The following is a 15,785-nucleotide window of genomic DNA, read 5'->3' on the forward strand; positions in this document are numbered from 1 at the left end:
AAAGTTAAAAAACAATAAATAACCCTAAGATCAGTGCCAAGCCAATTAACGGCACAACCACAGTAAGCATAGCTAAAGGCCAGTAAGCGTCTTGGTGTTTTTCTCCACAAATCGCACGTATGGTTGTCACCACATAGCCATTATGTGGCAAGGTATCTATAGCTCCTGAGCTTATTGCCACCACTCGGTGTAATTCGTCAGCCTCTACCCCTAAATCCATATAATGTGGCGCCACCAAAGGTAAAGCAATGGCCTGCCCACCAGATGCAGAGCCCGTTAAGCCAGCAATCACACTTACCGCAATCGCAGCACCTATTAATTCATGACCGGGGATCTGCGTCATCATAACCACGGCATCTTGAAATGCTGGAGTCAGCTTGGCCACTGCGCCAAAACCAACAACAGCGGCAGTATTGCCAATTGCAACCAAAGCACCTGTTGTTGCTTGATTCACCGCCGCTTCAATATTAATAAAGTATTTAAAGTTGATAATGAACAAACTGATCACCCCACCGAGCAAAGCCACAATTAAGGCATTTTGCTGTAGTGATTCATGTAAGGTAAAAGACAGCGCCAGCACGACTAACAAAGGGATCACGCCTGTGATTGGGCTTGGCAATTTATTGCGTGTTGCTTCAGGGTCGTTATCTCGCCCTTCAAACTGCTCGCCGTTTGCTATGGCACGTTTAATCATATACTGCAGTAAAACATATCCTAGTCCCGCCATGAATATGGCAATAACCAAACTCTCTTGCCATGCAGCATAAGGTGAAGTGCCTAAGTATTTAATTGGGATCCAGTTTTGAATTTCGGGAGAGCCTGCTGATGTCATGGTGAAAGTCACAGAGCCAAACGTCAATGCCGCAGGAATAAAACGACGCGGTAAGTTCGCATCTTTAAATAGACTGAGTGCCATGGGATACACCGAAAATGCCACAATGAAAACACTCACACCACCATAAGTAAGCAAAGCACAGGCTAGTACAACGGCCAACACCGCATACTTCATACCTAGCTTATTAACGATATAACGCGCAACCGAGTCTGCCGCACCACTATCTTCCATCAGTTTGCCAAACAAAGAGCCCAGCAAGAACATCAAAAACCAAGCTTGTACAAAGCCTGCAAAGCCACTCATGTAACCAGATACAAAACTGGCTTGCTCGCTCACTTGAAATAAAGGCACACCACTCGAGAGCGCCACAACCACAGCACACAAGGGTGCAGATATAAATAAATTAACACCTCTCAGTGTCAGTACGATTAATGCGATCAGCGCAAGTGCTAGCCCCATTGAACTCAACATAGTGTCACCTGTTCATTTTTATTTTTGTTTTACAGATAACTACAAGTTAGGAGATTTAGACGAAAAAGTACACAACACAGTAAGTGAAGCGTACTCACAACCAACACAAACTAAATGAGAATTATTTTCAAATAAATATTGACACTTACAAAGATCTAACTGATAATCAATCTCAACAAGACGGAGGCACGCTACTGAATCTTGTTTCTCGACCCAGAATTCGTGATGCACACACGTTAACAGCATTGGCCAATAACACTCTTTAACGCGCCCCTTGTTATCCAGTGTTAGCGGCCAAACCCATTTTACTTGCTACATTGCTCATATCGGTGACGGTAGATATGAAAAGCCAAAAAGCCCTTGATAGGGCTTTTTTTATGTCTGCAATTCCCGAATTTAGCCACCTAAAAATAAATGAGAATTATTTTCAAAAACACTGTTGACACATTCATTAATCTAACTGATAATCAATCTCAACAAAGCGAGATTGACGGCTTACTTTGTTACTTTACTCTAATTTGTTTCTCGACCCTGAAACACGTGTTGCCACGTTAAAGCCATGGTAGGGAGTGAGATATCGCAACGCCCCTCGCGATATCTTCACTTTTTTCCAAACACATTTTACTTGCTACATTGCTCATATCGGTGACGGTAGATATGAAACACAAAAAGCCCTAAACGGGCTTTTTTTATGTCTGGAATATACGTGAGAAATTTAGCGGCGGTTTTTACGCGCTCTTGCACGGCGTAGTTTTTTCTCTTCTTCCTTCGCCGCTTTTTTCGCTTCAGCCGCAGCGCGCAGCTCAGCAACCATAATTTCTTCTTCATCACGCATCGCAGGTGTTTCCATGGTGATGCGACCAATAATGGCATCTCGCAATTCATTGATTAAGATTTCAGACATCTTATGGGTATCAACTTGGTTGCCACCGCGAATACAACCACGCTTACGGCCCGCCATTTCGACAAACTCCCAATCTTGCTCCGGTAATTCATCAATTTTATAACGTGACTTTAATAACTCAGGGTAAGCAGTTAGCAAGTATTCAGCGGTAAAGCTGGCAACTTCTTCGTAGTTCATCGCCGTGTCTTTTACTGCACCAGTCGCCGCTAGACGATAACCCGAATTTTCATTTTCAACTTTCGGCCATAGCATGCCTGGCGTGTCATATAGCATGATGCCATCTTCTAGACGAATACGCTGCTGAGATTTAGTAACCGCAGGTTCATTACCAGTTTTCGCCACGATACGACCAGCAAGGTGGTTAATTAAAGTCGACTTGCCTACATTAGGGATACCCATGATCATGGCTTTTAGCTGTTTATCTGCACCCACTTTATGTGGGGCTAGCTTCTTGCAAAGCTCATTGACTTTGGCAACTTCAGCACCTTTATCATGACCAAATGCAATGGCTTTTACACCACTTTCTTGTTCAAAATAGTCCATCCACTGCTTGGTAAGCTCAGGATCAGCCAAGTCTGCTTTGTTCATAATTTTTATGACTGGTTTATCACCGCGAAGCGCAGACACCATTGGGTTTTCACTGCTATACGGGATCCTCGCATCTAAAACTTCGATAATCACATCCATTTGCGGCATGATCTCTTTAATCTCATTGCGAGCCTTGTTCATATGCCCAGGAAACCACTGAATGGCCATACTTGCGCTCCTAAATTCTGTTCGGCAAAAATTGATTGCGCTATTTTACGCAAAAATCAGCAAAAACACTAAACAACCTCGTTGATAAAATCGTATTTAAACGTACATGCTCATGTATACTGCTGCCATTCTTACTAGTATGAACGAAGACAATGGCTTTAAAATCGACCATCATCAAAGCGCAACTCGCTTTGAGCGATATGGATAAACACGTATACGAAACACTTTCTCTAACGGTAGCGCAACACCCATCTGAAAATGAACAGCGCTTGATGATCCGCATTTTGGCATTTGCGCTTCATTACCAAGAACGTTTGGAGTTTACCAAAGGTCTATGTGCTGATGATGAGCCTGAAGTTTGGTTAAAAAACTATAATGAAGAGATTGAGCTTTGGATAGAGCTCGGTCTACCTGATGAAAAGCGTGTTAAGAAAGCCTGTAATCGAGCTAAAGATGTGGTGCTATATTGTTATGGCGAAAACAACCAAGAGATTTGGTGGCAAAAGAATCAACCTAAGTTGTACAGTCACGATAATCTATCGGTTATCAGTTTACCGTATGACGCAACATCACAACTTGCTACCATGGTAAAACGTGGCATGAACTTAACCGTGACTGTGCAAGATGGTGAAATTTGGGTCAGTGACGAAGAACAAAGTGTGCACATTATTCCGACCATTTGGAAATAGTCGCCACTAACTACGATTAGTAGCGTTATGAGTTTTCATCGATCGATTAAGCATCTGCTCAGTTTCACTTGTTAAAGTAAACTTGACGAAACAAGGACGGCTTAATTAGGAGGCACAATGGCTATAAAAAAAATCATCGTTTTGCACGGACTCTATATGTCTGGCTTTGTGATGCAGCCATTGTGCAATAAACTCAAACAACACCCGTTTGAGATCTTAAACCTTTCCTACAATACCCTTAGCCCCAATAAATCAGACATATTCTCTAAAATAGATGAGTTTATCGGTCACGATAAAGCTGCGATGGTATGCCATTCTATGGGCGGATTGATAGCCCGAGCCTACTTAGACAATCACTCACAAACCAGTGAACAAGTTGAAAAAGTCATTACCTTGGGCACCCCGCATAAAGGCAGTATGTTTGCCAAGCAAATGCATGAAAAAGGGCTCGATGTTTTTTTAAAAAACAGTGTGGAGTTTTTGGTCTCAGACAACCAAGATTGGCCCTATAAAGCGCGGCTTTACAGCATTGCCGGTGATTTACCTTTGGGACTGATGCCTATTTTACAAAAAGGCAGTAGCTCTGATGGCACAGTATTATTAGAAGAGACAAAACTACAAGGTATGGCAGAACACAAGGTGTTTCATGTTAGCCATACCAGTATGATTTACTCTCGCAAGGTCACTGAATATATCTTATCTCTGCTGTGTGAGCCCTGCTAAAGCAACTGATTATTGACTGCCTTTTTCTGCAATTTTGTAAGCAACAAAAGCGATTAAACCCGTGATAAGCGGAATGGGCGCTGCGATATAACCAAACGCATCTGAGTTTGCGAAGCTCGCACCTGCTAAATGACCAACTAGACCCACTACAAATGCCAATAGCGCGATTACAACAACGGTGATTTCTGTTTTATGCTGAGTTTGTGTTTTAAGTTCCATGATGACACCTATTGATTATTGTCTGTTTACAAACTCATTATGCGCCTCACCCTTGTGTAAATATTGACCCAAATCAAGTTCTATTTCTGGTGTTTATACCCCCTATCACCTCTTTGTGATAGATCAATTTTCAGGTTAAAAAGCAAACAGCTCTATTAAAATTGGCAAGCTTTATTCCGCAGATCAAAAACCCGCTTTCAATCGCTTTTTTGAATTACAGTTATTGTTTTATCCCGTTAGACCAATCAAGGTTCATACCCCATACTTACACTCATGCAAACAACAGGAGTAAATAACATGACACAATTCACTGATATCGGCTTATCAAAGCAAGCAAGCGAAGATTTAGCAGCACAACTAAATAACTTACTGAGCAACTACCAAATTCAATACATGAATGCGCGTGGGTTTCATTGGAACATCAAGGGCAAGAACTTCTTCGAGTTACACCTAAAATTTGAAGAAATTTATGATCAGTTACTACTGAAAGTAGATGAGCTAGCAGAACGCATTCTAACCATAGGTGGTCAGCCCTTACATGCATTTAGCGATTACTTAGAGCGTGCTGAAATTCAAGAAGCAAAAAATATCACTGATGGTAATGAGGCGGTGACAACACTACTGAATGGCTTCACGCTATTATTAAAACAGCAACGCGAGATTTTAGGTGTGGCAAGTGATGCAGAAGATGAAGGTACAGCCGCTCTAATGAGCGACTATATTAAAGAGCAAGAGAAACTAGTGTGGATGCTCAAAGCTTATCTGGGATAATTCAGTTAAAGGCTTTATGTGTTCAGGCTTAGCACTAATATAAGCCTTCTCATTTGGGTAAAAGCAAATTTCTGTTTTTGCCCCTTGCCACAACTGCCTCAGCAAATGCTCAGCGATTGGATTCACACCAATATAGTCGACCCATTTATAGCCTCGCTGTTTCACTCCTTCGAAATACTCTTTAGTTGCCTCCAAACTATCTGATGTGCTCATTTCAAATTCAGATAAATTCAGTACAGCACTGTCACACGGCGTCAGCTCTGACATAACGCGTTTTATCATATCATTTTGAAAGTCAATCACACCTTCACGGTTAAAGCCGCCTTTCAACGCAATATAAATTGTTGAGTGTTCAATATGAACCCGCCACAAGCCGTGTGCTTTGAATTTCATTTCTACCTCATATAAATAATGAGCTGAGAATGATTCAGCTCAATGATCACTAGTTAGTATAGCGGCAGATTATGCTGACTGTTCAAGCAAGCTGATAAAAAATGCCTGTTCTAGGGCTATTTCTTCCAAGCGCTTGAAACGACCGCTTGCGCCGCCATGACCCGCCCCCATATCAGTTCTAAACAACAGTAAAGAATCTGTCGTTTTCGTTTCACGCAGCTTAGCGACCCACTTCATCGGCTCCCAATATTGCACTTGAGAATCATGCAGGCCAGTCGTGACCAAAATATGTGGGTAAGCTTGCGGCTGCAAATTATCGTACGGTGAATACGCCTTGATGGTTTGATAATCAGCTTCGTTATTAGGGTTACCCCACTCGTCATATTCATTCGTAGTAAGCGGAATTGACTCATCAAGCATGGTTGTCAGAACGTCTAAAAATGGTACATGGCAACCCACTCCCAAATAAAGTTCTGGTGCTTGGTTTACCACTGCGCCCATTAGTAGGCCACCCGCACTGCCACCAGAAGCGAAGACTTTGTTCGCATTGGCATAACCTTGCTTAACCAGACTGCGAGTCACATCTTCAAAGTCATTAAAGGAATTTTGTTTATAGGCTTTCTTGCCTTGCTCGTACCATTCACGACCTAACATTTCAGAGCCACGAATATGCGCAATAACATAAACAAAACCTCTGTCTAGCAGACTCAAGGTATTACTTGAGAAGTTTGGATCTATGGTGATGCCATAAGCGCCATAGCCATACTGCAGCATAGGATTAGAGCCATCTTTTTTGAATAATGACTTTTTGTACACCAAAGAAACAGGCACTTCTACGCCATCACGCACCGCAATGTGTAGACGCTCTGATGCATAGTCACTCGCCGAAAAATCACCGAGTACTTGCTGCTGTTTTAAGCACTTTTTTTCACCTGTGGCTAAATCACACTCATACACGCTACTCGGCGTAGTCAGACTTGAGTAATGAATACGCACGGCTGTCGATTCTGGCTCAGGATTATGGCCAATATGAGCGCTATAACACGCGTCATTAAATGCAAGCGTATGGCTGCCGCCTTGATAGTCATAAACAACAAAACGCGTTTGCCCTAAACAACGCTCAGTCACTATATAATGGCTATTGAATAGCTCTAGACCTTCAATAAGCACATCATCTCGGTGCTCAATCTGTGTCTGCCAATTTGCAATATCAGCGATCTCTTCTAGCTTCGCTGTGCAGAGTTTAAAGTTTTTCGCTTGGTGGTTTGAGACAATAAAGTACTGGTTTGCAAACTTATCAATACCAAATTCATGACCTTCTAAACGCGGGCACAATAACTCAAACGCTTGCTCAGGGTTATCTGCATCTAGCGACCATTGTTCTGATGTTTCGGTTGCGGCTAGGTAGATATAGATCTGGCTATCGTCACGGCTTTTACCTATACCCATGTAAAACTGACGGTCTTGCTCTTCGTAAACAAGTACGTCATCTGATTGAGGCGTACCTAGTACATGTCTGAATACTTGAAAACCAAGTAGGGTTTGTAGGTCTTTTTTGACATAAAAAACCGTACGGTTGTCATTAGCCCACACTACCTGCCCTTCGGTGTTTTCTAATTCATCAGACAGATATTCACCGTTTGCTAGGTTGATAAACTTAACTTTATAAATACGTCGGCCATCGGTATCTTCACTATAAGCCATCAGCTCATCGTTTTGGCTCACCGCCATATCGCCAATATCATAATACTCGTATGGCGCAGCAAGTTCATTGACATCCAGCAACAACTGCTTGTTTTGCATCTCGGCATTGTCTGCTCGATAGTGAAATGCATATTCGTTCTCGCCAGCCACTTCACTCATATACCAATATTTGCCATCTTTCACTGGCACTGAAGTGTCGTCTTTTACAATACGCCCTTTCATTTCTTCGAACAGTTGGTTTTTTAAAGCTTCGTGGGGCGCCATAACGGCTTTAAGGTAATCGTTCTCAGCCTCTAAATGCGCGAGTATTTCGGGATCTTGGCGGTTATCGTCACGCATCCAGTAATAATTATCGACACGTTGCTCGGCATGCGTTTCTAAAATATGGGGGATTTTTTTTGCAATTGGGGCTGAAACTGATTGACTCACTTGCCTTTCCTTAAATAAGTTAATTGCAGGCAGTGTAACATAGTCAATGTGCGAGAAAAGCAGTTAGCACACTTCCCAAGCCATTTCCCAAAGCGCCCCCACTCCAGGCTCAAAATCGCCACTCAAGTCTTTGCAATATTCATTAAATGGCCAAGGCTTACATTTGTAACAACGCCCTGTGCCTTGATGCCAAACTTTCGTGCCTGGTTGATAGTTTTGTGGTTGATGCGGATAAATGTCAGGGGCTTTTTCTGTGCTTGTTGACTCTTTAGGTTGAGCCATACATTGATAGCTTAATTCGAAACCGATAATGCCACTGTATGGATGACTAAAAACGGGTAACTCACCATAGCCAACTTGCCAACCTAATAGCGTCTTTTTACCTACTTTTACTAATGGTTGGTGAAGGTTTATTAAACTGGCCAGCTCTCTAGTCCAATATTGTGGAGCCTGCAAAGTGTTGTAAGCAATATTTAATGACAACTGCCATTCATCAACCTCTCCTTCGGCTGTAAAAAAATGCGCAAGCACAGTATCGCCAACATATAAATGACGATGCTGTTTCAATACCGATATCTGTTGCCAATCATCAAGTATCATTGGGCGCCTAAGCATAGCTGTCTCAAAGAGCAAAATAGCCTTTAAGTATAACCAGCAACAACAATAACTCAACTTTTATATCAGAAATAAGTTTTTAACTAGTGCTTTTTTCTATAAAAAGAAGGCCAGCAATTGCTGGCCTTCTAACATCTCGAATTAAATATAATGCTTAAGCGCGTTGCGGACGAACTATCGATTTGAAATAGCGACCCGTACGCTTAAATATCTCACCAATGTAAGAAAACGCCTTCTGTATATCAGTCAAAATGATATACAAACAAGGTACAAGTAATAGCGTGATCAGCGTTGCGAACAACACAGCAAAACCAAGCGAAACCGCCATTGGGATAACAAACATTGCCTGCAAGCTGGTTTCAAACATGATTGGCAATACACCCACAAAGGTTGTAATTGACGTTAATGTAATAGCACGGAAACGCGCACATCCAGCTTCAATGACTGACTCTCTTAAAGAGTGACCTTCTTTACGTGCTTGGTTCACAAAGTCTGTCATTACTAATGAGTCATTGATTACAACACCCGCCGCCGCAATGATCCCGTATGCCGACATCATACTTAGATCTAAACCGAATGCTAAATGTCCCCATAGCGCACCAACAAGACTGAACGGAATAACAGACATTACAATTAATGGCTGAGAGTAGCTCTTTAGTGGGATCGCTAACAAGATGTACACCAACAGCATACCAATGATAAAGAACACAACCTGTTCATTCGCTTGAGCTTGTTGCTCCTCAATAGAGCCACCAAGCTTAGTTTTCACAGTTGGGTACGCCTTAATTAACTGAGGCAAAATCTCATCATCAATGCGCTTTGTAACAGCATTTGGCTCAACGACTTCTTCATCGATATTACCGTATACATACACGGTGCGATAACCATCTTCACGGCGAATATAGCTAATACCCGGCTTTTCAGAGAGTTCAACCACATCACCTAGCATCACTTCACGGCCTTGCGGTGTTTTGATCACGGTATGCTTTAATGACGAATACGCTTCACGAGTCAGTTTCGGGTAGCGCACCATAACACGTACCTCTTCACCATTACGGATCACACGCTGCGCTTCACCACCATAGAAACTTGCACCCACTTGAGAGCCGATATCACGTAAAGTTAAGCCTAACTCATAGGCAACGGGTTTTAGGGCTAGCTGAATTTCTTTACTTGCAGGGTCAATGGTAGAACTTACATCGAAAACCCCTTTTTCAGTTTGTAGCATGCTGATCAACTGACGCCCTGCCGCATTCAATGTATCGATGTCAGAACCAAATAATAAGTAACCAAAGTCACCATTTTGGCCCATATTAATCACTTCATCGTTAATTTGAATTGACTTCATACCTGCAATTTCAGGTAATTGTTCTCGCCAACGGCGGGTTAATTCAAAGGTATTGAATGGACGATCTTCCTCGTCTACCAATGGTGCTAACAAGCGACCTTCGTTACGACCTTGGTTAAACACCATCACATCTCGTAGCATCGGAACACCTAGCTCTTGCTGAATTTGCTTATCAACATTTAGCACTACTGATTCAATTTTCTTCAGGGCTTCGATGGTTTGCTCATCCGACACATTGTCGTTCATGGTGATATTAATGCTCGGGAAGTCATGTGGGATCTTAGGCAAGAATAACGTACGTAACATGCCACTATTCATTAGAGCGATACTAACAATAAACATACCAATGAAGGCGAATAACACTGTCCAGCGCCATTCAACACACAGCTTAACGAAATTACGGTAAGGCCCGTTTACAAAACCAAAAAACTTAGTATTAAACTTATGACGCCAGCTATTTTCTTTTAAAGGCTCAAATTTAATTGCCGCAATGTGCGCAGGCAAAATCAATTTTGATTCAATTAAGCTGAAGAATAGACACAATAGAACCACACCTGCAATTGACACAAAGTTGGCACTTTCAGGACCCGACGAGAACATAAGAGGCGCAAATACGGCCATAGTAGTCAATACACCAAAGGTTGCTGGCGTAGCAACACGCTTTGCACCGATAATCACGTTGTGAACACCTGGGCCTTTCTTCTCCACTTCGGTGTAAGCACTTTCACCAATTACAATGGCGTCATCAACCACGATACCCAACACCATGATAAATGCGAATAGCGAAGTAACGTTGATGGTAATACCCAGCACAGGCATCATCATCACAGCACCTAAGAAACACACCGGAATACCGATTGTTACCCACATTGCCAATTTGAAGCGCAAGAACAAGAACAGCATTAGCGCCACTAAGAACATACCTTGCAGCAAGTTACTCTTCATCATAGTTAAACGACCATTAAGATAATAGGTCATGTCTACTAACGACTTAAGCTCAACGCCTACCGGTAGATCTTTATTTTTTAATTCAATGAATTTCTTCACAGACTCTGCAACTGGCACCATGTTTTGCTCTTTGGTTGCCTTTACAGAAATGAATACTGCATTCTTACCATTGAGTTTGAAATAACGTTCGCCCTCGGTGAATTCGTCTTTGATCTCTGCAATATCACGTAGCAGCACTTTACCACCATGCGCACCCACTTTTACTGGTAGTTGGCGGAATTCATCGCCGTTGTAAGACTGGTTTTCAATACGCACCGAAATGATGCCAGAATCAGTGCGCAACTGACCTGCCGAGAAATTAGCAGAGTAATTGCGAATCGTATTAGCCACATCATTAATGGTTAAACCGTACTGGCGCAGCATATCTGGTTTAATCTCAATAGCGATTTCATCTAGCGGTACACTGACATCAACCAAAGACACATTGTTTAGCTGTAATAGCTCATCTTCAATGCGCTTTGCCATCGGCTTCAATTCAGTCAAAGGTAAATCCGCAGACAAGGTCATTTCTATGACTTGTTGCTGGAATTCAATCTGATTAATGGTGACCGGTTCCATCGCAGCAGGGAAAGTCGCAATACCATCAACGCGCAGCTTAACCTTATCTAACACATCGGTCAGTTCAACGTCTGGGTCAATTTCTAATGTCGCACTACCGCCGTTTCGGTTGGCACGATATACCCCTTCTTTGATCTCAGTGACATCTTTCAACGCCTCTTCAATCTTCATCAGAATACTTTCTTCAATTTCTTGCGGAGAGGCACCTGGGTAGTTCGCAGAAACCGTGATGTAGTTAATCTCTACATTTGGAAACATCTGCCTTTGAATGGTGTTATAGGTATAAAAACCAATGATGATGATAAATACCATCAACAAGTTGGCAGCCACCGAGTTTTTCGCAAACCAGGCGATCATGCCTGTTTGCTTTTCTAATTCTGCTTGACTCATTCGTTACTCCTTAAAGCTTTTCAGTTGTTTCAGCTTTAGACGAATCAGAGCCAGCTACCTTTACCGACATACCCGTTTGCGGGTATTCAGGTAAAGTTGTCACTAGTTTCTCGTTATCTTTTAAGCCCGTACTTACATAGAAGTACTGACCTTCTTCACGGATCACTTGCACCTTGCGAGACTCAAGTTGACCTTCGCTATTTAGTAACCATACCGTGTTGTTGTTTACCAAATCTTGCGGCAAGCGATAGATACTATTTAATGTTTTGCCCGAGAAGTTAACTTGTACATATGAGCCAAATTTCACTTGCGGCTGCTGCGTTTTCATACCATATGGATCAGCAATTCTGACCACTAGGTTAACCATACGCGTTGCTTTATCAACAACGCCTAAATCACGGTGAATTTTCGCAGAGCGGGTGTAACCATTTAGGCCAGTGTGAATAACCGTCGCATCTAAGCCTTCAATTCGCTCTGGTAAGAAAGCACTATCGAACCCAGCAATAGGAATGATGATCTCGGCATGCTCGATATTATTCAGTTGCGCGATACTAGTGCCCATACTAACAAATTGGCCTAAACCTACATCACGAGACACAATCAAAGCATCGTAAGGCGCAATAACATCACAGTTGTCTAAATCACGCTGTGCACGCTTAAGCGCCGCTTTAGCTGATTTTACAGCCGCTTGTGCGCTAAGTAACTGAGGTTTACGAAGGAATAAGTCGGTATGCTTTTTATTTGGAAAACGCTTCGCTTCATCTGCTGCAACGTCAGCAAGCGCTTGTTCTTCTATCAGCTTAGCTTGAGCACGAGTAACTTCAGCTTCAGCTTGTAAAACGGCTGCTTCATAGTTGTCTTTTTCAATGCTCAGCAGCACTTCGCCTTTGGCAACAATGCCACCGGTTACAAAATTATCGTGCCAAGCCACAACTTCACCAGACACCTGCGCTGAAAGCTTAGTGCTTTCAAAAGGCTGAACTTCACCATAACTATTAATTACAACTTGATGGTCAAGTGCAGATACCGCTTCTACAGCAACGACAGGACGCGTATCTACTTGCTCCTTTGCATTTGGTTCTTCGGCTAAAGCATTAATACCTGCCGACCCTATAAACCCTACAGCTAACGCAGCTACGGGAAATATCCATTTTAATACCTTCGTTTGCATAACGACTTCACCTATGTAAAAAATTTTAGCTTTCTCTACCATTTATATTAACAAGATTAGTACCAAGAAAAATGTGACATTTGTAAGAATCTGTTACAACCAATACGATGAGTGACAGGTGTTTGGTTCTACATACTATGTTACAAAATCAAAGACCATATAAATCATAAACTTAACCCACATTTCAACGGCCAGAATAAGTCATCAATCGCATCTCCATGGCTTTATAAGTGATATTAGGTACACTGAAAAATCTCAAAAAGAAATAACAAGCGTACTTATGAAAAAAACTGCCCTTTCAATTGCGCTAGCACTGACTTTTGCTAGCCAAGCAGCCATTGCTGCCGATAACAAAAAAGAAGATAAAAAAGAAAAGACCATTGCCAGCCTGATTGAAAACAAAACTGCATTTAAAGGCGTGTTCGAGCTTTACCAAGACAAGAAAACAGGTGAGCACTTACTGGTTTTAGAAGAAAGCCAATTAAACACCCCATTTGTTTATTTTGCACATACCGTTGACGGTGTAACGGATGCTGGCCATGTACGTGGTAGCTACCGTGAAACAAAACTGATTGAATTTAGACAGCACTTCGACCGTATCGATATCATCAGCAAAACACCACGCTACCAGTTTGAAGAAAACACTGCACTAGCACGTGCAAGCGAAGCAAACATCAGTGAAGCGGTACTGGCGAGTGTAAAAATTGAAAAACAAGAAGATGGTAAGATCGCATTTAAAGCCGACAAAATCTTCTTAAGTGAATCACTACACAAGGTATCGCCTTGGAAGCGCGCTGGTGATAAAAATGCCAGCAAACGCTTCAACGTTGGCAAGCTGGATAGCAAAAAATCTCGCATCATCAAACAGCGTCCATATTCAAACAACTTAGACATTGTTGTTGATTATGTATTTAGCAACCCGAACCCAAGCGTTCGTGGTTCTGCTGCAGTAACAGATCCGCGTTCTGTGTCTGTCAAAGTTCAACACAGCTTTGTGGCGCTACCTAAAAACGATTACCAACCACGTAAAGACGACGCGCGTATCGGTTATTTCACTAACCAATTCGACGTGATGACTTCACCTGACTGGACACCTTACAATGACGTGATCAAGCGTTGGGACTTAGTGAAAAAAGATCCAAGTGCTGAACTATCTGAGCCTGTAGAGCCAATCGTATGGTGGATTGAAAATACCACGCCTGTTGAGTGGCGTGACACAGTGCGTGACGGCGTATTGGCTTGGAACAGCGCATTTGAAAAAATCGGGTTCAAAAACGCATTGGTTGTAAAAATACAACCTGATGATGCAGAGTGGGATGCCGGCGATATTAACTACAATGTGCTACGTTGGACATCATCACCTCGCCCTCCTTTCGGCGGTTACGGTCCTGCACTTGCGCACCCATTAACGGGTGAGATTTTAGGTTCAGACATCATGCTTGAGTATGTGTTTATGAAGAACCGCTGGATCTACGACACGCTTTACAGCCAAGGTGCAATGAGCCACAGCAATGCCGATTTAGGCGAACATGATGCGATGAACTGTTCATTAGGTCATGAGCTACAAGGCGAAATGATGACAGCTAGCCTATCAACAGGCAGCGACATCGAACGTAAAGAAATGCTTCGTCAAGCGCTGGTACAACTTATCTTGCACGAAGTGGGTCACACACTAGGTCTTAACCACAACATGAAGTCGTCTATCATCTGGGATGAAAACCAAGTACACGATAAGAACCTAACACAAGGTATTGTGACTGGTTCTGTTATGGATTATGCACCGGCGAACATTGCACCACTTGGTAAAAAACAAGGTGATATCTTCCAAACTCGTCCGGGTCCTTACGATGATTGGGCAATTGAATACGGCTACAGCGTTGCGGCAAGCACGGCTGATGCAGAAGAAAAGCGCCTTGAAGCAATTCTATCTCGCTCAAACGATCCAAAGCTAACATTCGGTAATGACGCAGATGATATGCGTGCACCAGGTCGCCATATTGATCCGCGTGTGATGATCGGTGATTTATCATCTAACCCAGTAGCATACGGTGTTGGTCGCATGGAGCTTATCGACAGCCTACTAGGCAAGCTAACTGATACTGCTCGCGTTCAAGGCGAATCACACCAGCAACTATTAACTTCTGCAAATGTACTATTCGGCCAATATAAGCGCCAAGCTGACGTGATCTCTCGTCAAATTGGTGGCGTATATGTAGAACGTAACGTAGTTGGCACGGCTGATGATGTGAAACCATTCACACCGGTACCTCTAGCACGCCAAAAAGAAGCGATGCAAGCACTTGCTGATAAAGTATTTGCTCCAAATGTATTGGCAAACATGCAGCCTCTGTATAACTACATGCAGCAACAGCGTCGTGGCTTCAACCATTATGGTAAGAATGAAGATCCGAAAGCGCACAAAATGGTCTTAGGCATGCAAAAGTCAGTGCTAAACCAACTGTTACACCCAAATGTATTACAGCGTTTATCTGACACGGCACTATACGGTAATGAGTACGCGTTGAACGACTTTATGACTGATTTAACCGCTGGTATTTTTGTGAAGAGCAAAGAAGTAAGCACATTCAGCCAAAACCTACAGGTTGAATATGTAAACCGCTTAATCGCAGCGGCTGGTCTTGGCAAGCCAAGTAAGTATGACAACCTTGCTAAAGCAGCTGCGCTATATCAGTTACAACAAATTAATGACATGAGTGCACCTTGGGGCGCAGACACTGCCACTAAAGCACATCATGCTTATATTAAGCGCCTAATAGAGAAAGCATTAGACGCTTAATCAC

At 42.6% G+C, this 15,785-nt stretch carries 12 protein-coding genes; 4 read left to right on the forward strand and 8 right to left on the reverse strand.

Translation table 11 applies throughout. From position 1 onward, the window contains the following. Window positions 1-4 precede the first annotated feature (4 nt). Both ACH784_RS16960 and ylqF read right to left on the reverse strand, forming a co-directional pair. The gene (locus ACH784_RS16960; RefSeq protein WP_404392182.1) at window positions 5-1,306 is read right to left on the reverse strand and encodes a GntP family permease; all 1,302 of its coding nucleotides are present in this window, start codon (window positions 1,304-1,306) and stop codon (window positions 5-7) included. Between the two features lie 715 nt (window positions 1,307-2,021). Continuing rightward, window positions 2,022-2,966, reverse strand: coding sequence for a ribosome biogenesis GTPase YlqF (gene ylqF / locus ACH784_RS16965; protein WP_058031349.1), 945 nt, complete (start codon window positions 2,964-2,966; stop codon window positions 2,022-2,024). Window positions 2,967-3,118: 152 nt separating this feature from the next. Between ylqF and ACH784_RS16970 the strand changes: the two genes are divergently transcribed. Beyond that, window positions 3,119-3,655, forward strand: a complete 537-nt coding sequence (locus ACH784_RS16970; protein WP_404392184.1) for a YaeQ family protein — start codon at window positions 3,119-3,121, stop codon at window positions 3,653-3,655. Between the two features lie 117 nt (window positions 3,656-3,772). Then, window positions 3,773-4,378 carry an alpha/beta fold hydrolase gene (locus tag ACH784_RS16975; protein ID WP_404392186.1) on the forward strand — a complete coding sequence of 202 codons (606 nt, stop codon included), beginning with the start codon at window positions 3,773-3,775 and terminating at the stop codon, window positions 4,376-4,378. Between the two features lie 9 nt (window positions 4,379-4,387). Here the strand turns inward: ACH784_RS16975 and ACH784_RS16980 are convergent, their stop codons facing one another. Further along, window positions 4,388-4,597, reverse strand: a complete 210-nt coding sequence (locus ACH784_RS16980; protein ID WP_404392188.1) for a hypothetical protein — start codon at window positions 4,595-4,597, stop codon at window positions 4,388-4,390. Window positions 4,598-4,894: 297 nt separating this feature from the next. Between ACH784_RS16980 and ACH784_RS16985 the strand changes: the two genes are divergently transcribed. After that, a complete protein-coding gene (locus ACH784_RS16985; RefSeq protein WP_404392190.1) occupies window positions 4,895-5,368 on the forward strand; it encodes a Dps family protein in 474 nt (157 codons plus the stop codon). Here ACH784_RS16985 and ACH784_RS16990 read toward each other — a convergent pair. The 5 genes from ACH784_RS16990 to ACH784_RS17010 all read right to left on the reverse strand — a co-directional run bounded on the left by ACH784_RS16990 (window position 5,336) and on the right by ACH784_RS17010 (window position 12,984). Continuing rightward, a complete protein-coding gene (locus ACH784_RS16990; protein ID WP_404392192.1) occupies window positions 5,336-5,761 on the reverse strand; it encodes a hypothetical protein in 426 nt (141 codons plus the stop codon). The genes ACH784_RS16985 and ACH784_RS16990 overlap by 33 nt on opposite strands. Before the next feature lie 69 nt (window positions 5,762-5,830). Then, window positions 5,831-7,894 (reverse strand): S9 family peptidase, encoded by a 2,064-nt coding sequence (locus tag ACH784_RS16995; protein ID WP_404392194.1) that lies wholly within the window; start codon window positions 7,892-7,894, stop codon window positions 5,831-5,833. A gap of 63 nt (window positions 7,895-7,957) precedes the next feature. Next, on the reverse strand, window positions 7,958-8,494 hold the full coding sequence (locus tag ACH784_RS17000) for a hypothetical protein (RefSeq protein ID WP_404392196.1): 537 nt from the start codon (window positions 8,492-8,494) through the stop codon (window positions 7,958-7,960). A gap of 169 nt (window positions 8,495-8,663) precedes the next feature. Next, complete coding sequence (locus ACH784_RS17005) at window positions 8,664-11,813, reverse strand: efflux RND transporter permease subunit (protein WP_404392198.1); 3,150 nt, start codon at window positions 11,811-11,813, stop codon at window positions 8,664-8,666. Between the two features lie 10 nt (window positions 11,814-11,823). Then, window positions 11,824-12,984, reverse strand: a complete 1,161-nt coding sequence (locus ACH784_RS17010) for an efflux RND transporter periplasmic adaptor subunit (protein ID WP_404392200.1) — start codon at window positions 12,982-12,984, stop codon at window positions 11,824-11,826. Window positions 12,985-13,264: 280 nt separating this feature from the next. Here ACH784_RS17010 and ACH784_RS17015 point away from each other — a divergent pair, with 280 nt between their 5' ends. Then, entirely contained in the window at window positions 13,265-15,781 is a 2,517-nt protein-coding gene (locus ACH784_RS17015; protein WP_404392202.1) for a zinc-dependent metalloprotease, read from the forward strand. The last annotated feature ends 4 nt before the right edge of the window (window positions 15,782-15,785 follow it).

The organism is Pseudoalteromonas phenolica, assembly GCF_044788725.1.
Taxonomy (GTDB): Bacteria; Pseudomonadota; Gammaproteobacteria; order Enterobacterales; family Alteromonadaceae; genus Pseudoalteromonas; species Pseudoalteromonas phenolica_C.